The 25,594-nt window shown below is 56.1% G+C and carries 24 protein-coding genes; 16 read left to right on the top strand and 8 right to left on the bottom strand.

Features of this window, described 5'->3' with window-relative positions; all coding sequences use genetic code 11:
* Nucleotides 1–170: 170 nt before the first annotated feature.
* The gene (locus tag VIN76_RS09960; protein ID WP_332041690.1) at nt 171–2,387 is read right to left on the bottom strand and encodes a molybdopterin-containing oxidoreductase family protein; all 2,217 of its coding nucleotides are present in this window, start codon (nt 2,385–2,387) and stop codon (nt 171–173) included.
* Between the two features lie 140 nt (nt 2,388–2,527).
* Between VIN76_RS09960 and VIN76_RS09955 the strand changes: the two genes are divergently transcribed.
* The 5 genes from VIN76_RS09955 (at nt 2,528) to VIN76_RS09935 (ending at nt 7,325) form a co-directional block, all read left to right on the top strand.
* Nucleotides 2,528–3,742 (top strand): acyl-CoA dehydrogenase family protein, encoded by a 1,215-nt coding sequence (locus tag VIN76_RS09955; RefSeq protein ID WP_332041689.1) that lies wholly within the window; start codon nt 2,528–2,530, stop codon nt 3,740–3,742.
* 14 nt (nt 3,743–3,756) lie between these two features.
* Nucleotides 3,757–4,881 (top strand): acyl-CoA dehydrogenase family protein, encoded by a 1,125-nt coding sequence (locus tag VIN76_RS09950; RefSeq protein ID WP_332041688.1) that lies wholly within the window; start codon nt 3,757–3,759, stop codon nt 4,879–4,881.
* A 19-nt stretch (nt 4,882–4,900) separates the two neighbouring features.
* Nucleotides 4,901–5,659 (top strand): crotonase/enoyl-CoA hydratase family protein, encoded by a 759-nt coding sequence (locus tag VIN76_RS09945; protein ID WP_332041687.1) that lies wholly within the window; start codon nt 4,901–4,903, stop codon nt 5,657–5,659.
* Between the two features lie 8 nt (nt 5,660–5,667).
* Nucleotides 5,668–6,627 (top strand): alpha/beta hydrolase, encoded by a 960-nt coding sequence (locus VIN76_RS09940; RefSeq protein ID WP_332041686.1) that lies wholly within the window; start codon nt 5,668–5,670, stop codon nt 6,625–6,627.
* A 227-nt stretch (nt 6,628–6,854) separates the two neighbouring features.
* Entirely contained in the window at nt 6,855–7,325 is a 471-nt protein-coding gene (locus VIN76_RS09935) for an RcnB family protein (RefSeq protein WP_332041724.1), read from the top strand.
* A 63-nt stretch (nt 7,326–7,388) separates the two neighbouring features.
* Here the strand turns inward: VIN76_RS09935 and VIN76_RS09930 are convergent, their stop codons facing one another.
* From VIN76_RS09930 to VIN76_RS09915, 4 genes are all read right to left on the bottom strand, one after another.
* Entirely contained in the window at nt 7,389–8,366 is a 978-nt protein-coding gene (locus VIN76_RS09930) for a nitronate monooxygenase family protein (RefSeq protein ID WP_332041685.1), read from the bottom strand.
* A gap of 72 nt (nt 8,367–8,438) precedes the next feature.
* Nucleotides 8,439–9,479: an acyl-CoA dehydrogenase family protein gene (locus tag VIN76_RS09925; RefSeq protein ID WP_332041684.1), complete on the bottom strand. Its 1,041-nt coding sequence runs from the start codon at nt 9,477–9,479 to the stop codon at nt 8,439–8,441.
* A gap of 11 nt (nt 9,480–9,490) precedes the next feature.
* Nucleotides 9,491–10,645, bottom strand: a complete 1,155-nt coding sequence (locus VIN76_RS09920; protein WP_332041683.1) for an acyl-CoA dehydrogenase family protein — start codon at nt 10,643–10,645, stop codon at nt 9,491–9,493.
* 29 nt (nt 10,646–10,674) lie between these two features.
* A complete protein-coding gene (locus tag VIN76_RS09915; protein WP_332041682.1) occupies nt 10,675–11,472 on the bottom strand; it encodes an enoyl-CoA hydratase-related protein in 798 nt (265 codons plus the stop codon).
* A 109-nt stretch (nt 11,473–11,581) separates the two neighbouring features.
* On the opposite strand from VIN76_RS09915, the gene VIN76_RS09910 reads away from it, so the two are divergent.
* Together VIN76_RS09910 and gspI are read left to right on the top strand one after the other, a co-directional pair.
* A complete protein-coding gene (locus VIN76_RS09910) occupies nt 11,582–12,079 on the top strand; it encodes a GspH/FimT family pseudopilin (RefSeq protein WP_349257496.1) in 498 nt (165 codons plus the stop codon).
* Nucleotides 12,076–12,477 (top strand): type II secretion system minor pseudopilin GspI, encoded by a 402-nt coding sequence (gspI, locus tag VIN76_RS09905; protein ID WP_332041680.1) that lies wholly within the window; start codon nt 12,076–12,078, stop codon nt 12,475–12,477. Before VIN76_RS09910 ends, gspI begins: the two co-directional genes overlap by 4 nt.
* A gap of 95 nt (nt 12,478–12,572) precedes the next feature.
* On the opposite strand, the gene purU is transcribed toward gspI, so the two are convergent.
* On the bottom strand, nt 12,573–13,433 hold the full coding sequence (gene purU, locus VIN76_RS09900) for a formyltetrahydrofolate deformylase (protein ID WP_414696334.1): 861 nt from the start codon (nt 13,431–13,433) through the stop codon (nt 12,573–12,575).
* Nucleotides 13,434–13,560: 127 nt separating this feature from the next.
* Between purU and VIN76_RS09895 the strand changes: the two genes are divergently transcribed.
* From VIN76_RS09895 to VIN76_RS09855, 9 genes are all read left to right on the top strand, one after another.
* A complete protein-coding gene (locus VIN76_RS09895; protein ID WP_332041678.1) occupies nt 13,561–14,322 on the top strand; it encodes a 6-phosphogluconolactonase in 762 nt (253 codons plus the stop codon).
* A 288-nt stretch (nt 14,323–14,610) separates the two neighbouring features.
* Nucleotides 14,611–16,164, top strand: a complete 1,554-nt coding sequence (locus tag VIN76_RS09890) for an acyl-CoA synthetase (RefSeq protein ID WP_332041677.1) — start codon at nt 14,611–14,613, stop codon at nt 16,162–16,164.
* A 38-nt stretch (nt 16,165–16,202) separates the two neighbouring features.
* Nucleotides 16,203–17,495: a cytochrome P450 gene (locus VIN76_RS09885; protein ID WP_332041676.1), complete on the top strand. Its 1,293-nt coding sequence runs from the start codon at nt 16,203–16,205 to the stop codon at nt 17,493–17,495.
* 137 nt (nt 17,496–17,632) lie between these two features.
* Nucleotides 17,633–19,060, top strand: a complete 1,428-nt coding sequence (locus tag VIN76_RS09880; protein WP_332041675.1) for an aldehyde dehydrogenase family protein — start codon at nt 17,633–17,635, stop codon at nt 19,058–19,060.
* 151 nt (nt 19,061–19,211) lie between these two features.
* Nucleotides 19,212–20,384 carry an acetyl-CoA C-acetyltransferase gene (locus tag VIN76_RS09875; RefSeq protein WP_332041674.1) on the top strand — a complete coding sequence of 391 codons (1,173 nt, stop codon included), beginning with the start codon at nt 19,212–19,214 and terminating at the stop codon, nt 20,382–20,384.
* 100 nt (nt 20,385–20,484) lie between these two features.
* The gene (locus VIN76_RS09870; protein WP_332041673.1) at nt 20,485–21,270 is read left to right on the top strand and encodes an SDR family NAD(P)-dependent oxidoreductase; all 786 of its coding nucleotides are present in this window, start codon (nt 20,485–20,487) and stop codon (nt 21,268–21,270) included.
* A 79-nt stretch (nt 21,271–21,349) separates the two neighbouring features.
* Nucleotides 21,350–22,219 (top strand): crotonase/enoyl-CoA hydratase family protein, encoded by an 870-nt coding sequence (locus VIN76_RS09865; protein WP_332041672.1) that lies wholly within the window; start codon nt 21,350–21,352, stop codon nt 22,217–22,219.
* A 55-nt stretch (nt 22,220–22,274) separates the two neighbouring features.
* Nucleotides 22,275–22,919, top strand: coding sequence for a TetR family transcriptional regulator (locus tag VIN76_RS09860; protein ID WP_332041671.1), 645 nt, complete (start codon nt 22,275–22,277; stop codon nt 22,917–22,919).
* A gap of 230 nt (nt 22,920–23,149) precedes the next feature.
* Nucleotides 23,150–24,328 carry an LL-diaminopimelate aminotransferase gene (locus tag VIN76_RS09855; RefSeq protein WP_332041670.1) on the top strand — a complete coding sequence of 393 codons (1,179 nt, stop codon included), beginning with the start codon at nt 23,150–23,152 and terminating at the stop codon, nt 24,326–24,328.
* A 33-nt stretch (nt 24,329–24,361) separates the two neighbouring features.
* Here VIN76_RS09855 and VIN76_RS09850 read toward each other — a convergent pair whose 3' ends face one another.
* Nucleotides 24,362–25,051, bottom strand: coding sequence for a lysophospholipid acyltransferase family protein (locus VIN76_RS09850; protein ID WP_332041669.1), 690 nt, complete (start codon nt 25,049–25,051; stop codon nt 24,362–24,364).
* A gap of 2 nt (nt 25,052–25,053) precedes the next feature.
* Nucleotides 25,054–25,587: a YdcF family protein gene (locus VIN76_RS09845; protein WP_332041668.1), complete on the bottom strand. Its 534-nt coding sequence runs from the start codon at nt 25,585–25,587 to the stop codon at nt 25,054–25,056.
* Between the last annotated feature and the right edge of the window lie 7 nt (nt 25,588–25,594).

Genomic DNA, 25,594 nt, shown 5'->3' with positions numbered 1-25,594 from the left:
AGCCTTGATACCGTTCCCGACCTAGAAACGTGGTTCGACAGGTTCACCCCTAACGGAGCAAGATATACTTGTCCCAAGGGCATGGTCACCAATAATCAATGACGCGACTTTAGATTATCGTGAGTTTTTTGCAACCGGCTTGCCCCTGACGCTATGGGCTTGCCCTGCGCTTATTGCGCGGGGATCAGCACTTGCCCCTTTGCCCGGACGCGGATCGGAATGCTGCTCATCAGCGGAATACCTGTCCTTCTGTCAAAGTCGCGGTCGTTAAACGAAAGCCTCCCGGTATTGCCGCCATCGCCCAGCGGGTCTTCATTCTCGTCCGGATTTGTGCCCCAGCTATGCGGCATGGAAACGCATCCGCGCTTCACGCTTATATCGGCCTTGGCCACGCAGCTAATGAAGGCGCGTTCCGATTCCACTTCCACCGGCTGATCCTCAATCAAGCCGAGCGCTTCCATATCCGCAGGGTTCATATAGGCCGGGTGATGCGGCACGCGTTTGCGCTGGGTGGGTTCCTCGTGCCAGCTGGAATTGAGCATGGCGGTCATCCGCCGGCCAATCATCCGCATCGGGAAGGCGGTTTCCTCCACCGGCTGTCCCAGCCGCTGCACATAGGCGTCCAGTTCTTCCAGCATGGCGGCATTGCCGACCGACAGCTTGCCTTCCCAGCCTGCGGGCTTGGGCTGGACAAGCAAAGGCTGCGCATCGACAATCTTGCCCTTATGGGCATCGGGATCGGCGAAAACTTCGGTCACAGGAACCGGCGATCCGTTCAGCGCGGCGCTCCACGCGGTGACCGGATCGGGTGTTTCGCCGGGTTCGAAAATCGTGGTATTTTCCTCGCGCTCCTGCGGGTGGGAGACAAGCGCCCAGCTTTTGATTTCCAGAGGTTTGCCCATGTAGCTGGCGAGCGTGTGGATGAATTGATATTCCTCGCACAGGTCGGAACCTTCGGGTGCTTCCATGATCGGCAGGCTGGCCTGCGCGTAATTATTTTCAAAGCCCCAGCCAGCGCCAAATCCGCCATAAAGTCCCGGCGCGGCGGTGCTGCCATGGACTTCGTAATGCAGCTTTGGCGAGATAACATAGTCGGCAAGCTCCGCCGTTTTCGACATGCGCGGATCGACACAGACCAGCAGGTCGAGCGCCTTCATCGCCTCGAACGTCTTGAGCTGGTCCGGCCAAGCCAGCATCGGGTTGCCGCCCAGACAGATCAGCGCCTTTACCTGTTTGTCACCGGGAGTCAGGATTTCGTCGGGCAGGGCAGATGTGGGCATGCCGGAAATGCTCTGCTCCAGATCGCGGCTATGCAGCTTGCGGCCAAAGCCCCATGCCTGCAATGGCCCCGGAGAAGCGGCGATAGGGGGAGCGGGCTTCATAAACACGCCGCTGCGCCGGTTGATTTCACCTTCACGCCGCCAATGGCCCATGATCGAGGTCAGCGACAGGTTGAGATATTCGGTAATATTGCCGCCGCCAGCCATATTGGGGCCGGTCCCGACGCTGATGCTGCCTTGTTTCCAGCGGCCATACATGCGCGCGGCCTGAACAATTTCTTCCACTGTCAAATCGGCGCGCTGGGCAGCCAGAGCGGGATCGAAAGGCGCGACCGCCTTTTTTAAAGCCTCAAGCCCGTTCACGTCATTGGCGACGAAATCCTTGTCATACAGGCCTTCCTCGATCACCACCTTAGTGATGGCGGCAAGGATTATCGGATCCTCACCGGGGCGGCATTGCAGGTATAGATCGGCCTGCCGGGCGCTTTCTGTTTCACGTGGATCAATGACGATAAGCTGCATCCCGCGTTTCTTCGCATCATGCAGTTTCTTGGCCGGGTTCATGCCTAGCCCGCCATTCATCGAGACGATGGGATTAGTGCCAACCAGCATCAACCCGTCCCACTCGCCCACCCGCGGCGCGCCCGCAAGCCAGGGACCGGCGAGCGCGCGGGCAATGCCTTTGCCGGGCTGGTCGATGGTCACACTGTCATATACCGAAGTCGATCCTATCGCATCCATCAGGGCCAGCATGAAGCTATGGGCGTTGAGGTTGTTATAACCGAACGTCCCGACATAGGAAGCCACGCTGTCCGGCCCGTGCTCGGCGATAATATTTTCGAGTTTTGCGGCAATTTCCTGCGCGGCATCCCGCCAGCTTATCGCCTCTTTCCGGCCCTGTTTCATGCCCTTGTAACTGGTCAGTAAGCGCGATTCCAGGCTGTGATAATTGGCGAGTTGCCGACCTTTTATGCAGCTATACCCTTCATATTCGGGATTATTCTTGTCACCGTGGGTTTTGACCGGAACACCATTTTCAAAATCGACAATCAATCCACAATGGGCATGACAGGCACGGCACATCACGTGTTTTTGCTCGATAGACATATCTCTCTCCCTACCGGGTAAATGACCATTGCTTTTTGCAATTTAATCGTTCAGTTAACCCGCTATTGATTTTATGGATATCGCAGGGCACTACGCTCTGCCACTGACCCTATTGATAAGAGACGTTTAGGAGCGACATCATGGCCGAAAAACCCAGCCCAGCCGAATTAAAGGAATTTGGCGAAGCCGCCGATGCCTGGTTCAAGGAAAATACCGTCCGCGATCCCGGCTTCATGCTGCCACTGACTTTCATGGAAGTCTCTACCGATCAGCAGTACGATTTCCTGCGCGATTGGCAGCGCAAGGTTTACGAGGCCGGGTTTTTTGGTGCCAGCTGGCCAAAGGAATATGGCGGCGGCGGACTGCATAGCGAGTTCCAGCGTGTCGCCACCCGCGCGATGAAAAAATATGACGCGCCGATAATGCTCAACGCCATCGGCAATGGCTGGGCAGGGCCGCTCATCCTCGATCTGGGGTCGGAGGAGCAGAAGCAGAAATATATCAAGAATATGCTCAGTGCCGAAGATATCTGGTGCCAGGGTTTTTCCGAGCCGGAACATGGCAGCGACCTTGGCAATGCACAGCTTAAAGCGGTCAGGGACGGCGATGAATATGTCCTCAACGGGTCGAAAATCTGGACCTCGCTGGGGGACCGCGCCAAATATATGATCCTGCTGGCGCGCACGGATTTCAATGCGCCGAATAAATATGCAGGCTTAAGCTTCTTTCTTATCCCGATGAAGATTGACGGCATCACCACCAGCCGGATCAAGAAGCTCACCGGCGAATATGGTTTTGTCCAAACCTTTTTCACCGATGCGCGCGTTTCCGCCGACTGCCTGTTTGGCGGCGAGGGGAATGGATGGTCGATGGCGGTCAAGACGCTGGAATATGAACGGGGCGCGAAAGTGAAACCGGTTGGCGGCTATTTCGTCAAGGAACTGGATGTCATGCAGATTGTCGAACTGGCAAAAAATTCGGTGCGGAATGGCAAGCCGCTGCTCGATGACCCGGTCATGCGGGACAAGATGACGCAATTCATGATCGATATTCAGGCGATCAACCTCAACAACACCCGCCGCCGGATGCCGCAATTGATGCAGGACCGGCCCATGGGCCTGCCGCTGATGAACAAGCTGGCAAGGACCGAGCTGATCCGTGAGCTGACAGAATTTTCGCTGGCGTTCCAGGGGACAAAGGCGGGCTATTATGTGGGCGATGAAAATGCGATCGATGACGGCTATTGGCATCGCAGCTATCTCAACAGTTTCTCGGCAACCATTGGCGGCGGAACTTCGGAGATTCAGCGCAATATCGTTGGCGAGCACGCGCTTGGCCTTCCTAAAACGCGATAATCAGGATCAGAAAAATGGATAATTTAGGCACAATCGGCACGACCGAAGAGCAAATTGAATTGTTGGATGTCGCAACCAATTTTTGCCGGGACAAGTCCCCGATAGAGAAGGTGCGCGCATTACTTGAGGATGATCTGGGATATGATCCGCAGGTCTGGAAAGAGATTGGCGAGCTGGGCTGGCTGGCGATTGCCATTCCGGAAAACTATGACGGCGTAGGCCTGTCCATGGCCGAAGTGGTCCCGATTGCCGAGCAAATGGGCCGCAACCTCATGAATACGCCTTTTGGTTCCACGACACTGGCCGCACAGGCCCTGCTTGCGGGCGGAAGCGAGGAACAGCAGGCCCGATGGCTGCCGAAAATTGCGGCGGGAAGCGTGGCAACCCTGGCCCTGTCCGAAGATAATGGCGACTGGGATCTTGGCAATATAGAATGTTCCGGCAAGCAGGATGGCGATACTGTCACCCTGTCCGGCAAGAAGCAGTTAGTGCGATGGGCGGACAGCGCAGAGCTTATCATCGCGTCGGTAAAGATTGACGGCACTATCCGATTTGCCCTGATCGAGCGTTCGGCTCTGGCAGAAGGAGCATTGCGGCGGGAATCGATTATCGACGAAACATCGCGTAGTTTCGAGCTGACTCTGGACGGCGTGAAAGTTTCGGCTGATGCGCTTTTCGATGCGGACCGCTCCCGCGAAACGATTGAGAGAATCGAGCTTGCTGCCGGATTGATCCAGGCCGCCGAAATGTGCGGCGGGGCGCAGGCGGTGATCGACTACACGATCGAATATCTCAAGACGCGCAAGCAGTTTGACAAGATTATCGGCAGCTATCAGGCGCTGAAACACCCCACTGTCGATAATTATGTCGAATATGAAAAAGCCCGCACGCACGTTTATAGCGCAGCGCATAGCTGGGGCGAGCAAGGCCGCGGGGAAGTGGCGGTCCGTATGGCCGCGGCGCAGGCACATTCAACCTATAGCCGCGCTGCCGACCGCTCGATCCAGTTCCACGGCGGCTTTGGATTCACCCATGATTGCGACGCCCAGTTGCACCGGCGCAAAGCCATTTTTGATGGCGCGCTGATTGGTGATGCGGCTTATCAACGGTCAAAACTGGCCGGTTTATTGTTCGATTAAAGATTAAAGGAGATACAAAATGTCAGAAGTGCTTACGGATATTCAAGACGGCTTTATCATCGTCACCATCAACCGGCCCGAAGCCAAAAACGCGATGACCAAAGCGGCTGCCGAGGGCATTCGCGCGGCTATGGAACAGCTTGATAATGATAACAGCCTGAATGCCGGTATCATCACCGGCGCGGGAGGAACCTTTTGTTCCGGCATGGACCTGAAAGGCTTTCTGCGCGGCGAAACGCCAAGCGTAAAAGGCTATGGTTTCGGCGGTATCACCGAAAAGGGACCGGAAAAACCCATCATCGCGGCGGTAGAAGGCTATGCCCTTGCTGGCGGTCTGGAACTGGCTTTGGCCTGCGATCTTTGTGTTGCGAACAGCAAGGCCAAATTCGGTATTCCCGAAGTCAAACGCTCGCTGGTTGCGGGTGCAGGCGGTGTGCTGAAATTGCAGCAGCTTGTCGGCAAGCGTATCGCGATGGAAATGGCGCTGACAGGCGACTTCATTGATGCCCAGCGCGCCTATGATGTCGGTTTTGTCAACCGCTTAACCGATGGTGCAGCGCTGGATGCCGCGATTGAGCTGGCGACAACGGTTGCAGCCAATGGTCCGCTTGCGTTGAAAGCGACCAAGAAAATCATCAACGAAAGCTATGACTGGACCAGCGAAGAGGCCTGGAAGAAACAGGCCGAGATCATGGGCCCGGTCTTTACGTCACAGGATGCCAAAGAAGGTTCACTCGCCTTTGCCGAGAAGCGCAAGCCGAACTGGCAGGGTAAATAAGACCTCCTATGGCCAGCACAGACATACAAGAACTTTGGGCTGGCAGTCACCAGCTGCCGTCATGGTTCATCGAAGCGCTAGAAGTTCCTCGTGAGGAAGGCTTCGTGGATATTGGCGGCAGCAAGGTGCATTATTTCCGCTGGGGCACACGCGGGAAGCCGCCGTTGTTGATGACGCACGGCTTCCTGTCCCATGTGCGTTGTTTTGCGTTCATTGCCCCGTTCCTTGCCGGGGAATATGATATTGTCGCCTATGAACTAGCCGGGATGGGCGATAGCGAGCTTCATAGCGCCAGCACCCATGCCGGGCGCGGTGCGAACATGATCGCTGTGGCAGAGGCGTTTGATTTCTTTTCGGGACCGGTCAAGCCGACGATCATTGCCCATAGTTTCGGGTCAAGCGTGGGGGTGACCGCCATGGAGCTGGCTGGCGATAAATTTGCCGGTCTGATCATCTGTGACCTGATGATTATGCGGCCCGAAACATTGCGGGAGCGGGAGGAAAAGCAAGGCATGGGCCCTCCGGGTTCCGGTGATGCGACCCGGCCCAATAATATCTACCCCGATTATAAAACAGCGCTGGGGCGCTATATCCTGTCTCCGCCGCAGCCTGTGGGCGAGCCTTTTCTGAAGGACTATATGGCTTATCACTCGCTCCGTCAGGTTGAAGGCGGCTGGACGTGGAAATTCAACCCGCTTGTGTTCGCGCGTACCGAGGATGACAACTCGGCGCAGCAGCAATTAGGTGGCCGTGTTGCGAATTTGCAGCACAGACTGGCGATCATATACGGAGAAAACAGCCAGCTTTTCGATGCGGACAGCGTCGCCTATGTCAAAGAACTGGGCGGGACGCATATCCCGATGATTGCTGTCCCGGAAGCAGAGCATCACCTGATGCTGGACCAACCGATCGCTTTTGTCACCGCGCTGCGTTCTGTGCTGGCTTTGTGGAAACACGGCCAAGCCTGAAACCGGCGCGGCGCAAAGCGACCTCGTCGCGCCTTCAGGAATGTGCAAGGGCGGGAATGTGCAAGGGCGGTTAGCTGATCGCCAGATTAACAGCCCTGCCTCCCCGCGACACTTTAATACAATATAGATGGAATCTGACAAATCTTTGCGACGGGTTTGCGTCATAACTGTTTCTGACGCCGCAGTGAGCGCCGTATGTAAAGGAGTTTGTTATGAAAAAGTTTCTGATGGTTCTGGCCGCTTCCACCATGGTAGTTTCGCCGGTGATTACCGCTCAGGCACAAGCTGCGCCATATCAGTCGGCACAGCATAAGACGGTCAAGAAAAGCGTGACCAACAAGAATGGCAAGCGTGTTGTCACCACGAAAACGACGGTGAGAAACAATGCGCCGAAATATTATAACGGGAACCGGAACACTACCAAACGGCAGAACGCAAACCGGCAGAATAACAACCGGTATCAGCAGAACCGCTACCAAAAATCCTATTACAAGGCCAATAAGAAACGGTGGGCCAAGGGACAGCGCTTTGACCGCAGATATGCGAACAACTACCGGGTGATTAACAACCCGCGCGCCTATCGCCTGTCAAACGCGCCGAGAGGGCATCAGTGGGTCCAGTCCGGCAATGATGCTGTGCTGATCGCGATTACCAGCGGCATTATCGGTGCGGTCATCGGCAACGCGATTGGACGCTAAACGGAACATGACCACGAAATAAAGGAGCCCCCGGAAAGTTTTTCGGGGGCTCCCCTATGTTATCTATGCCTTTAAAAAGCCTTCCAGGCGGCCGCGAATAATCTCTTCCGCTTCGCTCATGATCCGGTCGATCAGTTCTTTCACGGTGGGGATGTCATGGATGAGGCCCGCAACCATGCCGCAGCTCCATGCGCCTGCATCCATTGTGCCTTCCTCCATGATCTTCGGATAAATGCCCGCAACCTGTTCCATGATATCGTTGAATTTCAGGTCAGAGCCTTTCTCTTTCTCGATCTCCAGCAGCTTTTCGACAGCCGCGTTGTTCAGCACCCGTTCGGTATTGCGCAGCGGGCGCATGATGAGGCGGGTGTCAAGCTCGCTTGCAGCGACGATGGCGTCTTTCACATTCTGGTGCACCGGCGCTTCCTTGGTGGCGATGAAGCGCGTACCCATGTTCATGCCTTCTGCTCCCATGGCGAGCGAGGCGACCAGCGAGCGGGCATCGGCCTGACCTCCGGAGCTGACAAACGGAATGTCCAGCTCATCGGCAGCGCGGAGAAGCAGGATCATGTTCGGCACATCATCTTCACCGGGATGGCCGCCACATTCAAAACCGTCCACCGAAACCGCGTCACAGCCAATGCTCTGGGCTTTCAGCGCATGGCGCACAGCGGTGCATTTGTGGATGACCTTGACGCCGTTTTCCTTCAGCTTGGGTAGATATTCCACCGGATTGTTACCGGCTGTTTCCACCGCCTTGATCCCGTTGCTGATGATCGCGTCAATATAGCCGGGATAGTCGGGCGTGTTGACGATGGGCAGGAAGGTCAGGTTCACGCCGATGGGCTTGTCGGTCAGTTCCTTTGCCTTTTTGATTTCCTTGTCGAGATCTTCGGGTGTTCTCTGGGTCAGGCCGGTGATCATGCCAAGGCCGCCCGCTTCGGATACAGCGGCGGCCAGTTCGGCGAATCCGACATAGTGCATACCGCCCTGAATGATGGGATGTTCGATGCCGAAAAGCTCAGTAATACGTGTTTTCATGGGTTATTGCTTTCTTAGGTGTAGATGTCGAAGCCAAAGGTATCCCATTGACGAATCAGATTAATTGACCAGTTAACTATCAACCCAGTTACCGGTTGTCACCCCTTTCCAGACATGGTCCGGCGACCCCTTGGAAAGCTCTTCGCCCAGCAATGCGGACCAGCGATGTTCATTGCCCAGCGCATCGCGCCACGCCCACAGGCGGCGGGTATAATGGTGCAGGTCATATTCCTGCGTATAGCCCATCGCCCCGTGCACCTGATGGAAGGGAACGGTCACGGCTTCCACGCTGTGGCCGATCTGGACCTTTGCGACGACCGCTTCGTGCCATGCCTTTTCGGGATCATCCCTGTGCTGTGCGATGCTGCTTGCGGCCTGCGCCGCCGCCATGGTTGCCGCAGCACATTCCGATGCCGCGACGGCCAGTTGCTGCTGGATTGCCTGAAACTTTGAGAGCGGCCGCCCAAATTGTTCGCGCTCTGACACATAGGCGATGGACAGGTTCAGCGCCGCCTCCATAGCCGCAGCCATTTGGACAGCCCGCACCGTCAGGATAAGCGCCTCGACCCCGCGCTGTGACAGGCCGGTTTTGGCCGATGACACCGCGCGGTGTCCTGAAAAAACAAAGCGGGTCGCGCCGTCGGGGGAGAGGGCATCCATATCTATCCGCGCCGCTTCCAGATTGTCGAACAGCGCAATTTCGCCCAGCGCCTCGTCAAACATAACAATCTGGTCCACATGCGCTCCAAAAGGAATGTCGGCCGTGGGCAGCCCGCCATTCGGCCCGCCGAGAATGGCAAAGCTGGCCGAGCCTTCCGCTGGCGACAGGTCCGCCTGGTCGAGCAGCCAGTTGGCGATCAATGTCTCGGCAAAGGGAACAGGAGACGCGGCCTGTGCTGAGGCCCAGATAGCGCCGAAAACCTCGTCATAATCCGCGCCAAAGCCGCCGTTATTCTCGCTCACCCATGCCAGAGGCAGGCCGTTTTCGGAAAGTGCATCCCACAGGTCTTGCGGATATTTCCCGGCCTCTGCCTCGTGCGGGACTTCCCGCCCGCACAGGTCACCATATATTTTCGCTGCTGTTTGCGCGATCATGCCTTCTGTATTTATCATCGCCGCTTTCCTTATCTAAGGCCCAGTTGCCGCGCAGTAATCCCGCGCAGCACTTCGGTTGTCCCGCCGCGCAGGGTGTTGGGCGGGGAGCGCAGGATGCCGATATTCAATATCCGGTGCATGTCCTCGCTCCATTCATCGGCTGGCAGATCGTTGAGGAGGGCGCGCACTTCCTGCGTCAGGTCATTTTCCAGACGGTTGCCCAGATCCTTGACCAGCGCCGCTTCCGCTTCCGGGGATACGCCGCGGTGCAAGAGATTGGCGATGCTCCACGACATGCCGCGCAGCGTGCGAAGACTGGCGATCAGCTTGCCCAGACGCGCATGGGATGCGCTGCCCATTTTACCCTGCAACTGGTATAAAGCTGTTTCCAGAGTGATATAGGTGGACAGGAACCGTTCGGGGCCAGAGCGTTCCATCGCCAGTTCGCCCGTCACCTGTTTCCATCCGCCGCCTTCCTCACCGAGCAGGCAATCATCGGGCACAATCACATCTTCAAAATAAACCTCGTTAAAATGCGCGTCACCGGACAGGTCCACAATCGGTTTGATCGTGACACCGGGAAGGCTCAGATCGATCAGGATTTGCGAAAGGCCGACATGGCGGTTGCGGCCATCGGCGGGCGACGTGCGCAGCAGGGCAACCATATAATGACAGATATGCGCGCCGGATGACCAGATTTTCTGGCCATTGATTTTCCACCCGTCCGCCACTTTTTCGGCTTTGGTTTTCACATTGGCAAGGTCCGACCCCGCGCCGGGTTCCGAAAGGCCGATGGCGAAATAGCATTCACCCGCGGCTATACGCGGCAAGATGTCATGTTTTTGTTCTTCCGTGCCATAGTCCAGCAACATCGGTGCATGCTGGCGGTCGGCAATCCAGTGCGCTGCCACCGGAGCACCGGCGCGCAATGTTTCTTCGGTGACGATATAGCGTTCCAGCGCGCTTTTATCCCGTCCGCCATATTGGCTCGACCAGGTGAGGCCGATCCATCCGCGCTTGCCCATTTTCCGAGAAAATTCGGGATCGGCGCTCGCCATCCAGCATTCCGGTTCGGGCCGGAAATTTCCGGCTTCCCGCTCTTCCTTCAAAAAGGCCTGAAGCCCAGAGCGCAGCTCTTCCAGTGCCGGGTCAGGCGGGACAACAGGGAAATTGAAACGCTGCATCTCTTTAATCCTCTACCAATCTCATCAAATTAACGGCCTTTGAACACCGGCTTGCGCTTTTCCAGAATCGCGTCAATCGCTTCGCGGTGATCGTCAAGCTGTTGCAACACGCCCTGGAACAGTGCCGCTTCATCCAGATTTTCTTTCAACGTCACGCTTTGCGCGGTGCGGACCAGTTCCTTGGTCTTGCGGATGGCAGAGGGCGGCAATGCAACCACCTGATCTGCCAGCTCATAGGCGCGTTTCAGCAAATCGTCATTGGCGACGACTTCCGATACCAGGCCATAGTTCAACGCTTTCTGGGCATCGATAAACTCGCCGGTGAACAGCATCTGGTTCGCCCGCGCCTGACCAATGATGCGCGGCAACAGCCATGCGCCGCCATCGCCGGGGATCAGACCGACGCGCAGGAAACTTTCCGCAAAAATCGCGTCTTCGCTGGCAATGCGGATGTCGCACATGGTGGCAAGGTCGTTGCCTGCGCCAATCGCATGGCCGTTGACCGCCGCGATGACGGGGACCGAAATATCGGCCATGGCCAGCGGGATGCGCTGGATACCGGTTTTATACCATTGCTCGATTTGCAGCGGGGACATGTTCTGTTCCGCCGTCATCGCCCTTATCTCGTGCAGGTTGCCGCCGGAGGAGAAGCTTTTGCCATTGGCGGCGAGGACAACGCAGCTCACGCTTTCGTCGGCGTCGGCTTTTTTGATTGCGGAGACAAGTGCCTCGCAAAGGTCGGTGGATAGCGCGTTGCGTGTCTCCGGTTTGTTCAGTGTAATGGTGACCACGCGGTCTTGCTTATTATAAAGAACGACGTCGCTCATATCTTCTCCACTCTATTTTATACCGGAATCACTATGTCCCTGTTTCATCCATTGCAGGCCCGCCGCGCTTCTGCAAGAGAGGGAACGGACGTTATGGGTATCAGATCATATGACAGGCTGCCGAAAACCGCGACAGGGCGCTGATCGACATTTTTATGAAGCGGGCTTCACGCTCGTGGAACTCATGATTGTATTAGTGATTCTGGGGCTGATGATGTCGGTCGCGGTGCTGTCCATCCCGCGCGGGGACGGAAAGCTGGAAAGCGATGCCCAGCAATTTGCGGCGCGCACGGCGGCCTTGCGCGATAATGCGATACTGCAGTCACGCCCGATGGCGGTGCAGGTCACGCCGTCCGGCTATAGTTTTCTGGAGCGGCGCAAGGGCGGCTGGACCGTGATGGAGGACAAGCCGTTCCGCACGACAAACTGGTCCGACGGAGTGAGCGCCGAGACGGGGGAGGCCGGGCCGATGCTCATCAGCTTTGAAAGCACGGGATTGCCCAGCGATCAGGTGGAACTGCGGCTGAGCTACGAAAATCTTGGCCGCAGCATAGTGATTACGCCGATGGGCGATGTGAGTCTGGCCCAGGCGGAGGACGCGCCATGAAGTCAGAACGCGGGTTTACGCTCATTGAAATGCTGGTCGCCTTGTCGGTATTCTCGCTGGCCGCGCTCGCGCTGATCCGGCTTCAGGGCTATACGACACGTAATGCCGCCGAACTGGAACTGCGCGTCGTGGCGCAGTCGGTGGTGCGTAATCGCGGCGTGGAAATCCTCACCGACCCGCGCCCGCCCGCTCTGGGTAAAAGCAGCGGCGAGGAGGAAAATGGCGGCCTTGAGTGGACTTGGACGCAAGATGCCAAACTGGCCGGCGAAGGCCGCTTCGTGCAGGTCGATATCAATGTGCAGGAAAAGGTCAGCGGCGCCCCCGCCTCGTTAACCATCCTGCGGCCAGCGGGCGTCGTGCTGGATGAACCGATGCCGGGGCAAGCACCGATTGAATAATATCCGTTAGTCGCTTGTCGAAGGGCGCTTCAAGACCATAGACACCCTTCGACAAGCTCAGGGCTAACATGTAAACTTTATCTGGCTTGAGATATCTAGCGGAACACAACCGTCCGGTTTCCGTTCAGCAATATCCGCCGCTCGCCCGCCCATTTCACGGCTTTCGCGAGCACCTGCGCTTCTATGTCGCGGCCGATGCGGATCATGTCGTCCACGCTGGCGCGGTGGTCGACACGCTCGACCGCCTGCTCGATAATCGGACCTTCATCCAGGTCGGCGCTAACAAAATGGGCGGTCGCGCCGATCAGCTTGACGCCGCGTTCATGCGCGCGGTGATAGGGTCTGGCCCCCTTGAAACTGGGCAAGAAGCTGTGATGGATATTGATGCAGCGCCCGGCCAGCCTGGCGCTCAGATCGTCGGACAATATCTGCATATAGCGCGCAAGAATCAGGTAATCCGCCTGCGTCTTGTCCATGATATCGAGGATCGCCTGTTCCTGCTCCGCCCGGTTTTCGTCGGTGACGGGAAGATAGTGGAAGGCAACGCCGTGCCATTCGGTCAGGTCGCGCAGCGTTTCATGGTTGCTGACCACAGCGGCGATATTGACTGGCAATCCGCCTGTTTTGCGGCGGTGCAGCAGGTCGTTGAGGCAGTGGCTGCCCTTTGAAACCGCGATCACGACATTGGGCTTTTGCGCGCCGCTATTCAATGTCCAGTCGAGCGCATATTGCTCCCCGATTGCGGCAAATTTTTCGCTGAGCAGTTCAAGACTGGCCGGAAACCGTTCTCCCGCAGCCTTGAACTCGACGCGCATGAAAAAACGGCCCAGCTCCAGATCGGCATATTGCTGGCTGTCGAGAATGAAGCCGTCATGGTCGGCCAAAAAGCCCGCGACCGCCGCCACGATGCCAACCCGGTCCGCCGCCGTCAGGGTAAGAATATAGTTTTCCGTCATAGTCATATCGCCTTTTCGCAGCCCAATTGGCCCAATCGGGACGATTTGAAAAGCGGGATTTCCCCTTGTGCTGAATAATTGAGGGATTAGAAGCCTGAACAAGTGACCGGAAAGACAGGATAGAGCAATGATTGAAGATGAGCCCTGGGATATAGATGGCGATGCAGACGGGGAATTTGATGATTTGCCGGAGGGTGAGGATTCCCAGCTCGAATGGTGGGATTTCGATGACCGTGCGGAAATGATCGACGCGATTGCGGGCGACGTTGCGTTTATCATTGAAAGCGCGCTGGATGCCCGCGGAGAGGCTTTGCTGGCGCTGCCGGTCGGTGACGACGTGATGCCGGTTCTGGAAGCTCTGGCCGAAAAGCAGATCAAGTGGAAATATGTCACGATCATTCCGACGGATGATTACCTGGTTCCGGTTGACGATCCGCGCAGCCATGTCAAAGCGCTGGCCCAGTTGTTCCTGACCCGCGGTGCACGGGTGCTGCCGATTGCGACCGAGAATGAGGATTATCACCTGGCTGGCGGCGCTGCGGATGCCCGCTTGCAGGATTTGAAATGGCCACCGGATCTGGTCTGGCTCGGCATGGGTGATGATGGCAGTACCGCCGGTCTGGTCGAAAGCGCGGACCTTGAACAAGCGCTGGACGGGCCAAAGGAAAAGCGCGCTGTCGGCCTTTTGCCCGATGATGGGGACACGCCGCTGGTCACGATTACCAAAGCGGCGATATGCGATGCCCGCACCGTATTGGTGCAGCTCAATGGCGCAGGGGCACAGATGAGCCTGGAACAGGCGATCGAGGAAGGGGCAAAGAGCATGTCCCCGATTGGCCGCATATTTGCCGACCTTGCGGTGCCGGTAGATATTTACGTCGAGAATTAGGGCGCGGGGCTAAGTTTCGCCCGCAGCCCGCCCGGCTATGTTCCTGAATAAGGCGCAGCATTAAATTATCATACCCGCGAAGGCGGGAATCCGGCTTTCCGATCTTCAATATTTCGGTGGCCGGGTTCCCGCCTTCGCTGTTTTGGCGATGCCTGATTCTCTCTCCCCTGTATTTTTTCACCCGTCAGCAAAGACAGGCCATTGATTTAACTGATCGATTAAACCATGGTGGGAAAAACGCGAATCGCTGTTCCGGCGCTGTCGCCCTTGAATGGAGAGAGTTAACAGATGCATCCTTATCTGCATGCGAAGGAAAATCCCGATAAACCTGCGGTTATCATGGCCGGAACCGGCGCGGTCCAGACTTATGCGGATCTGGACAAGGCATCCAACCGGATGGCCCATTTGTTCCGGAAAGAAGGCATCAAGACAGGCGATACAGTGGCTGTATTGCTCGACAACCATCCGAATTTTTTCGACTTCGCATGGGGCGCGCAGCGGGCGGGCCTTTATTATGTGGCGATTCCCAGCCGCCTGACCGCACCGGAAATATCCTATATCCTGACAGATAGCGGCGCATCATTGCTGGTCAGCTCTGAAAACAAGCTGGCCGTTGTCGATGAAGTGCGGAAGCTGAACCCTGATGTGAAGCAATTTGTCTATGGCGCGGGTAATAATCCCGGCGTTGGCGATGACAGGGATATAGAGGCGGCGCTTTCCGCGCTGCCCGATACGCCGATTGCCGATCAGCGCCATGGCATGGATATGCTTTACAGTTCCGGAACCACCGGCCGGCCAAAAGGTGTACGTATTCCTTTCCCGCAGGAAGAAGAAATTGAAGCGCCCAATGCAGTGGCGATGATAGCGCTGAACGCGTTCGGTGTTAATGGCGAGAGCATCTATCTGTCACCGGCCCCGCTATATCATGCGGCTCCGCTGCGCTGGTGCATGGCCGTCCACAGGCAGGGCGGCACGGTTATTGTCATGGAAAAATTTGATCCGGAACAGGCGCTTGCGTTGATCGAAAAATACAAGGTCACGGCCAGCCAGTGGGTGCCGACCCATTTCAACCGCATGTTGAAATTGCCGGAAGAAGTGCGGACGAAATATGATCTCTCCAGCCTGAAATGCGCGGTCCATGCGGCGGCGCCATGTCCGGTGCCGGTGAAGGAAAAAATGATCGAATGGTGGGGGCCGGTCCTGATGGAATATTATGCCGGTTCCGAAGGCAACGGCTTTACCTTTATCAATTCCGCAGACTGGCTGACGCATAAAGGATCGGTGGGCAAGCCGATACTCGGTCAGGTCAGAATATGTGACGAAAATGATGACGAAGTCCCGGTCGGTGAAGAAGGGCAGATCTATTTCGAGGGCGGCTCGCCGTTCAGCTATCATAATGATCCGGAAAAAACCAAAAGCGCGTTTAACAAACATGGCTGGAGCTCGCTGGGCGATGTCGGCAAGGTTGACGAGGATGGCTATCTTTACCTGACCGACCGCAAGAGCTTCATGATAATTTCGGGCGGTGTGAATATCTATCCGCAGGAGATCGAAAACCTGCTCGTCTCTCATCCCAGAATTGCCGATGCCGCTGTGATAGGCGCGCCGGATGAAGATATGGGCGAGCGTGTTGTGGCCATAGTCCAGCCGGTTGACATGGCCGAAGCGGGCGATGCCTTTGCCGAAGAGATAGAGGCCTATTTGCGGCAGACATTGTCGGGAGTCAAAGTCCCCCGGCAGATTGACTTCCGTGCAGAATTGCCACGAGAGGCCACGGGCAAATTATTCAAGCGCCTGCTGCGTGATGAATATTGGGGCAAAACCGGCTCCCGTATCGTTTAGCAGAATATTGAAGGGCGCATTACTTCGGGAGAGAAGATATGAACGCGGAACCGAAAGCACCGGCGGACATTGCTGCTGCTATAATTAATCCGGTATCCTATGCCGAGTGGGATGGACTGCTCGACAAATTTGATGTGCTGCGCCGCGAGATGCCGGTAGCGCGCATTGAAAATGGCGACCTGCACGATCCGTTCTGGCTGGTCACCAGCTATGATGACGTCATGCGGATGAGCAAGGATAATGCAACATTCCTGAACAATCCGCGCGGCGTGGTGTTTGGCGTGCGCCAGGGGGAAGAGCTGATAAAGGCGATTACCGACGGCAGCCCGCATCTCGTCAATTCGCTGGTCGCTCTGGATGCGCCTATCCATCCCAAATATCGCCGCCTGACGCAGGAATGGTTCATGCCCAAAAACCTGCGCCAGCTGGAGGGGGAAATTGGCGCGCTTGCGAAGACGACCGTTGACCGTCTGGTCGATGCAGGGCCAGAGGCGGATTTCGTGCCTTTGGTTTCGGCGCCTTATCCGCTGCATGTGGTGATGCAGATTCTGGGCGTTCCGGAAGAAGATGAACAGCGCATGTTGTTCCTGACTCAGCAAATGTTCGGCGGTCAGGACGAGGACCTTAACAAAACCGGCATGGCGAATATGACGACGGAGCAGATCACAAAGCTTGTGGTTGGTGCAGTCGCCGATTTCGAAGCCTATTTTGCCCGACTGGCCGAAGAAAAACGCGCCAATCCCACGGCTGATGTCGCCAGCATCATCGCCAATGCCAAGGTGGATGGAGAATATCTGAACGACCGGGACATGGCGGGCTATTATATTATCGTGGCGTCTGCCGGGCATGACACAACCTCTGCATCCACGGCCGGCGCGATGATGGCGCTGGCACAGGATCCGGAGCAATTTGCGCGGCTGAAGGCTGATCGTTCCCTGCTGCCCGGCATTGTTGAAGAGGCGATCCGGTGGACCACGCCTGTCCAGCATTTCATGCGGACCGCGGCAGAAGATGTCGAGGTCGGCAATGTGGCCGTGAAAAAAGGCGACTGGTTGATGATGAGCTATATTTCGGCCAATCATGACGAGCGTATCTTTGACAATCCACGCAAATTTGATGCCGCCCGCTCGCCCAACCGCCATCTGGCCTTTGGTGCCGGGGCGCACCAGTGCCTTGGCCTGCATCTGGCGCGGCTGGAAATGAGGATGTTGTTCAACGAACTGCTCGACCGGATCGAGACAATTGAACTGGCCGGTGAACCCAAGCGGGCCAAGTCGAGCTTTGTCGGCGGGCTGAAAACCCTTCCGATCCGATATACATTGTCAAAATGACAGGATCAAAAAGACAGGGTCAAAATGATAGGGCGGGCAGCCTTGTAATAGTCTATACTGCCCCGGTATGAAGCCATGGGAAAACATAAAGACAAGGCATGGCGTCAAGTTAGGCCAATTCTTAAAAGGAGAATCAAATGATTACGCAGTATAAGAACCTCATCAACGGAGAGATGGTCGGCACAAAAGATGTGCTGGACGTGGTCAACCCCGCGAATGAAGAAGTCATCGGACAGGTTCCCGCTTGCGGCGCCGACGAACTGGATCAGGCCGTTGCCGCTGCACGCGCAGCTTTCAAGGAATGGCGGAAAAAGCCGATTGAGGAACGCCGCAAGGTCATTCATGCCATTTCAGCGACCATCAAGGAAAATAGCGACGAACTTTTCCGTTTGCTGACCTCTGAACAGGGCAAGCCCCATGCACAGGCGCAGGGCGAAATTATCGGGGCGGCCATGATGGCGCAGGCGCAGTCCATGCTCGACCTTGATGACGAGATTAACGAAGATACCGAAGAACGGCTTAGCCGCACCCGCCGCGTTCCCGTTGGCGTGGTTGGCGGGATTGTTCCGTGGAACTTCCCTGTCATGATGGCGGTGCAGAAAATCGTTCCGGCGCTGTTGTCGGGTTGCACGATTGTGTTGAAACCATCACCCTTCACGCCTCTGACAACGCTGCGGCTGGCGGAGCTCATCAAGGATGTGGTTCCGGCTGGTGTGGTCAATATCATTACCGGTGAAGACAGCCTTGGCCCGCTTATTACCGGGCATCCTGATATCGACAAGATCACTTTTACCGGCTCCACCGCGACCGGCAAAAAGATCATGGAAGGCGCTTCCAAGGACCTGAAGCGGATCACGCTGGAACTGGGCGGCAATGACGCGTCCATCGTCCTGCCCGATGCCAATGTCGCAAAAGTGGCCGAACAGCTTTTCTGGTCCAGCTTTACCAATGCCGGACAAATCTGTGTTGCCGCAAAGCGTATCTATATCCACGAGGATATTTACGACGAATTGAGCACGGCGATTGCGGAATATGCCAAGAACGTAAAAGTGGGCGATGGCGCGCAGCAAGGCACAGCGGTTGGCCCGGTCCAGAACAAGAAACAGTATGAGCGCGTGCTGGAGCTGGTTCAGGATGCCAAGGACAATGGTTATAAATTCCTTGTCGGCGGTGACCATGATCCGGATATTCCAGGCTATTATGTGCCGATCACGATCCTCGACAACCCGCCCGAAGATGCGCGGATTGTGGCCGAGGAACAATTTGGCCCTGTCATGCCCTTGATGAAATTCAGCACGACCGAAGAAGCGATCAGCCGCGCCAATGCCAGCGAATATGGTCTGGCCGGGGCAGTCTGGACCGCCAATCCGGAAGAGGGCGTCCGGGTTGCCGAACAGCTTGAAACCGGAACGGTATGGGTCAATGAATTTTTGCACCTGTCGCCAAACGCACCCTTTGGCGGCCATAAACAGTCCGGCTTTGGCGCGGAATATGGCAAGGAAGGCTTGCTGGAATTCACCTATCCACAGGTGATTACGGTTAAGAAAAACAACGTGCCTGCCTAAGCTGGCCCGAGTATCGCCACGCTTTGATATGTTCGGTGCCCTGCATGACGTGCAGGGCACCATATCATTATTAGTGATTGACGCTCGACCTTCCGATGTTTAACCGGTCAATTAAATAATAGATTCGTAATCATATCAAGGAGTGAAATGAATGGCTGAAGCCTATATTGTAGATGCAGTGCGGACCGCAGGTGGCCGCCGTGGTGGCCGACTGGCCGGTATTCATCCGGTTGATCTGGGTGCAGCGACCCTGGATGCCATTGCAGACCGCAATGATTTCGATCCTTCCGCAATTGAAGATGTGATTACCGGTTGTGTGAGCCAGGGCGGCGAGCAGGCTGGCGACGTTGGCCGCAACTGTGTTCTGGCTTCAAAGCTCCCCGAAAGCATCCCGTCCGTATCGATCGACCGCCAGTGCGGTTCTTCGCAGCAGGCTGTGCAGTTCGCTGCACAAGGCGTGATGTCCGGCACACAGGATATGGTGCTGGCGCATGGCGTTGAAAGCATGACCCGCGTGCCAATGGGTTCGACATCCATATTGTTCCACAAAGCCGACCTGGGCCATAATAAAAGCCCCCGCATGGATGAAGCCTATCCCGGCATAAAATTCAGCCAGTTCATGGGCGCGGAAATGATGGTCAAGAAGCACGGTTTCACCCGTGAAGACCTTGACCGTTTTGCGCTGGAAAGCCACCAGAAAGCCATCGCCGCTGTTGAAGCCAATGCGTTTGCGAATGAAATTGTTCCTGTGGAAATCGAAACTCCAGAAGGCAAGGAAATGCACACAGTGGATGAAGGCATCCGCTATGACGCCACCATGGAAAGCATCGGTAGCGTTAAATTGCTTCAGGAAGGCGGCTCACTGACCGCTGCCAGCTCCAGCCAGATTTGTGACGGGTCCAGCGCCGTTCTGATTTGTTCGGAACAGGCCTTGAAAGACCACGGCCTGACGCCGCGTGCACGGATCGTCAACCTGACCGTAACCGCCGGTGATCCGGTCATCATGCTGGAAGAACCGTTGTTCGCAACGGAACGGGCGTTGAAGCGTGCGGGCATAAATATTGAAGATATTGACCTGTACGAAGTCAACGAAGCTTTCGCTCCTGTTCCGCTGGCATGGCTCAAGCATGTCGGTGCAGACCGTAGCAAGCTCAACGTGAACGGCGGCGCGATTGCGCTGGGCCACCCGCTTGGTGCATCTGGCGCGAAGCTGATGGCGACGTTGCTGAATGCCCTGGAAGCACGCGGCGCGAAATATGGCTTGCAGACCATGTGCGAAGGCGGCGGTCAGGCAAACGTAACGATTATTGAACGTTTGGGATAATCACACTTCCCTGAACCGGCCCGCGTCCTTGATGGTCACAAGATGACTATCGGTGGCGAGAGCCGGTTCGGGGCAATGAAAACAGAAAAGAAGGAATGTCATGGAACTTAATAACACAATGTCAGCGGTTATTACCGGTGGTGCTTCGGGTCTTGGCGCGGCAACCGCGCGGCGCTTGGCTGCAAAAGGCGTTAAAGTCGCCCTGTTCGACCTGAACGAAGAAAAAGGCGAGGCACTGGCCGCTGAGCTGGGCGGTATTTTCTGCAAGGTCAACGTAACAGACGATGCCAGCGTCGATGCCGGTTTTGAAAAAGCCCGCGCCGCCAATGGTCAGGAACGCATTTTGGTCAACTGTGCCGGTATCGGCAACGCGATCAAAACCGCGAAGCGCAACCGCGAAGACGGCTCGATCAGCCATTTCCCGCTGGATGCGTTCAACTTTGTCATTCAGGTTAACCTGGTCGGCACTTTCCGTTGCATCGCCAAATCTGCGGCGGGTATGATGACGCTTGATCCGCTCGACGAAAATGGCGAGCGCGGTGCGATGGTCAACACTGCATCGGTTGCGGCCGAAGATGGCCAGATGGGTCAGGCTGCCTATTCCGCTTCCAAAGGCGGCGTGGTTGGCATGACGCTTCCGATCGCGCGCGATCTGATGTCCGAAGGTATTCGTGTCAACACGATCCTGCCGGGCATTTTCGATACGCCGTTGCTGGCTGGTGCTCCGCAAAAAGTCCGCGATGCTCTTTCCGCATCTGTGCCTTTCCCGAAACGTCTGGGTCAGCCTGATGAATATGCGAACCTGGCGATGTGCATGATCGAAACCGGTTACTTTAACGGTGAAGACGTGCGCCTCGACGGTGCCATCCGTATGGCGCCGCGCTAAAAGGAACCGCGTAAAGACTCCGCGTAAAAATAAAGCTCCTCCCGTGCATGCGGGAGGGGTTTGATACAAGGATGCTCCCATGACCTACACCCAGATCAAATATGATGTTGCCGACAATATCGCGACGATAACGATCAATCGTCCGGAAAAAATGAACGCCTTCACCAACACTATGTTGCAGGAAATGTGCGATGCGTTTGACCGGATTGATGCCGATGACGATGTTCGCGCTGTCATCGTAACCGGTGCCGGGGACAGGGCCTTTTGTGCGGGAGCCGATTTGACACCCGAAGGCGGCGGAAAACCCTTTGCCAGCAGCGATCCCGTAGAGGATTATTCCGATCCGCGCGTGCGCGATGGCGGCGGCAAGCTGACGCTGCGTATCTATCAATGCCTGAAACCGGTTATCGCTGCGGTCAACGGGGCGGCGGTCGGCGTGGGGGCGACCTTGCAATTACCGATGGACATGCGGCTGGCCAGCGAGACGGCGCGGTTCGGCTTTGTCTTTGCCCGGCGCGGCATTGCGCCCGATGGTGCGGCAAGCTGGTTCCTGCCTCATATCGTCGGACGGCCACTGGCGCTGGAATGGTGCATGACCGGACGGATTTTCACCGCGCAGGAAGCGCTTGACGGCGGCCTCATCCGCTCCATCCACAAACCGGATGAATTGCTGCCTGCCGCTTATGCACTAGCGCGCGAAATTATCGACAATACAGCCCCGGTTTCCATTGCCCTGACCCGGCAGATGCTGTGGCAGATACCGTGCGCAGACCACCCGATGGAAGCGCATAAAATTGACAGCCGGATCATCTATAACCGCGCGAAATCCGGCGATGCCGCCGAAGGCATCGCAAGCTTTCTGGAAAAGCGCGCTCCTGTCTACCCGGATAAAGTATCAACAGACATGCCAGACACCTTCCCTTGGTGGGAGGAACCTGTTTATAAGTGATCGCTTGAGTTGGGTTCGGGAAATGGTAAAGGCCCATTGATTCAAAGGACATTAAATGAGCGCTGACAATCGAACCGGTAAGAATAGTGATGCGGATAGCGCCGCAAGCGCACGCAGCAAATTGATCGAAACCGCCAGCATGATTATGCGGGAAGGCGACACGATAGACATATCGTTCAGTGAACTTTCCGTCCGATCGGGACTGAACAGCGCGCTGGTCAAATATTATTTCGGCAATAAAGACGGCTTGCTGGAAGCAATTCTTGAGCGCGACATGACCAAGATTGTCGAGGATGTGGGCCTGTTAATTGCCAAGAACATGCCGCCCGAAGACAAGCTGCGCCGTCATATCGGTGCGGTGATCGATACCTATCACAAATATCCCTATCTCCATCGGCTGACCATGCGTCTGATCCGCGACCTGCCCCCCGAGGGCGCGCGAGATATTGCCACGAAATATCTGAAACCCTTGTCGGAAGCCTATAGCATATTTGTCGGTGACGGGATCAAAACAGGCGTGTTCCGCGAACTTGATTCGGACCTGTTCTATTCCGCCGTGACCGGAGCGGCGGACCGCTTTTTCACCGGAAAGCTGGTCTGGAAATATTGCTATGGCCGCGATGACTTTGACGAGCAAATGCGCGATTCCTATCGGGAACAGACAGTGGAACTGATTATGTCGGGGATTTTGGCGAAATAGTGACGCTGGTCCTTTGGAAATAAACCGCTAGTCCTGAGCCTGTTGAAGGACGTTTAGTGGCGGGATGCCCGCTTGACCTGAAAACACCCTTCGACAAGCTCAGGGTTAACGGGAAAAGATGGCAGTTAAATCAAGATCAACTAATAATTTATCCTGAATCACTCGACATTTCTACCAAAGTTACGCAAAGCATCGATTCCGTATTACTAACCACCGGAATCGATTAAACCATGTCTGAAGAATTCTACCGTATCAAACGTCTGCCGCCTTATGTGTTTGCTGAAGTAAACGCGATGAAGGCGGAGGCGCGCGCCCGCGGTGAGGATATTATCGACCTTGGCATGGGCAATCCCGATGGCGCACCGGCAAAGCATGTGATCGACAAGCTGTGCGAGACTGCCAATGATCCGACCGCGCACCGTTATAGTGCGTCCAAGGGGATCAAGGGCCTGCGTCTGGCTCAGGCTAATTATTACAAGCGCCGCTTTAATGTGGACCTTGATCCAGAGAGCGAAGTCATCGTCACTTTGGGGTCAAAGGAAGGGCTGGCCAATCTGGCACAGGCGATTACCGCGCCGGGTGATGTGGTATTGGCCCCCAACCCGTCTTACCCGATCCATACATTCGGCTTCATTATCGCAGGGGCGGCAATCCGCTCGATCCCCGCAGCGCCCGGCCCGGAATTTTTCACCCGGCTGGAATATGCGATGAGCTATAGCGTGCCGAAACCGTCGGTTCTGGTCATGGGCTATCCGTCCAATCCGACCGCTTATGTGGCCGATCTCGATTTCTATAAAAAGGTGGTCGATTTCGCCCGCGAACATAAATTATGGGTTATCAGCGACTTGGCCTATGCCGAGATTTATTACGGCGATGTGCCGACTCCGTCGATGTTACAGGTCGAGGGCGCGAAAGATTGCGTTGTCGAGTTTACCAGCATGTCCAAAACCTATTCCATGCCCGGTTGGCGCATGGGCTTTGCGGTTGGTAACCAGAAACTGATCGGTGCGCTCACACGGGTCAAATCCTATCTGGATTATGGTGCATTCACGCCCATTCAGGTGGCGGCGACCGCTGCGCTGAACGGCCCGCAGGATATTATCGCAGAAAACCGGGCGCTTTATAAGAAACGCCGGGACGTGATGGTCGAAAGTTTTGGCCGCGCAGGCTGGGACATTCCTGCACCAGAGGCAAGCATGTTCGCCTGGGCCCCGATACCGGAACAGTTCAAGCATCTCGGATCAATGGAGTTTTCCAAGCGCCTGATCGCGGAAGCAGGCGTTGCGGTCGCTCCCGGTCCCGGCTTTGGCGATGAAGGGGAGGGCTATGTCCGCCTCGCGCTGGTCGAGAATGAACAGCGCATCCGGCAAGCCGCTCGCAACATGCGGAAGTTTTTAAGCCAGGGTTGATTCTGGGGGTTGATTCCGGGGTCGATACCGCGATTAATCGTTCAGCACGTTAATCGCGGCATGGACGCGGGAACGCACCTCTTCGCGTTCCAGCCCCGGTTCAATCTCGTCCTGCACGGCATAGGTGATCACACCGCTTTTCTGCACGAACGTGTCGCGCGGTGAGACCAGTCCACTGTCGAGCGCCACGGGCACCAATGGCAAGCCCAAAAGCTTGTATATCCCCGCAAAACCGGTTTGCAATTCCGGTCGCTCGCCATGATGTGCGCGGCTACCTTCGGCAAAAATCACGATAGGACGCCCTTCGGCTATGGCTTTTTTGGCCTGCTTGATAATCTGCCGCATCGCTGCGCCGCCGCCGTCACGGTCTATGCCCAGCAATCCGTGCCTTTTGGCAATCCATCCCCATAGCGGGATGACGAGCAGCTCTTTCTTGGCAATAACCACCGGTTTTTCAAAGATACGCAGCAGGTCTATCGTTTCAAACATGCTTTCATGCTTGAAGACATAGAGCAGTGGTTCGTTACGGATTTCGCCCTTTATTTCGACTTTGATACCCAAAATGACGCGGGCGCACAGGTAATGGTAACGGCTCCATACCCGCGCCATGAAATGGGTGGCGGATTGGGAAAATAGCGCGAGTAAAAACGCGATAATGATGATCGGCGTGGATCCGCCATAGAATATCGGAATGAAGATGATCGACCGGATCATTGCCAGCATGTTTAAACCCCCGCCAATGCGGCCAGGCGTCGCATCAGAAACTTGTTATATTCTTTGAACAATATTCCCAATGACGGGGCGCTGGGCACGGCATCGGGGATAATCGTAATATTGGTTGGCACCGCGCGTTCCAGTTCCAGAATCGCCCGCCGCATATGCCAGTCGGAAGTGACGAGCCGCAAAGATGTGTCATTCCGGCGCGCGGACCAGCGTGCCGTTTCCAGGGCATTGGAACGGGTATCCACGGACTGGAAACCCAAATCTATGCAACATTCGAACAAGCTGTCGGGGCGCTTATATTCGACGGCCAGCTCATGGGGCTTCACGTCGCGGTCAACGCCGGAAATCAACAGGTAATCGGCCTTTTTCGCCTCAAGCAGTTCCAGAGCGCGATCAATGCGGTTGGCCCCGCCGGTCAGCACCACAATCGAATCCGTGCGAACATCGTCTGCGGCCGGACGCGGCAAATCTATGGCAAACCAGGCAAACCCGATCATCCAGATTATCAGCAGAAAAGAGATGGAGCGCAGGATCATGAACTGT

Origin of the sequence: Parasphingorhabdus sp. (assembly GCF_036568145.1) — a bacterium.
Taxonomy (GTDB): Bacteria; Pseudomonadota; Alphaproteobacteria; order Sphingomonadales; family Sphingomonadaceae; genus Parasphingorhabdus.
Note: the sequence above shows the minus strand (reverse complement) of the source record. Positions and strands in the feature narration are given on the sequence as shown.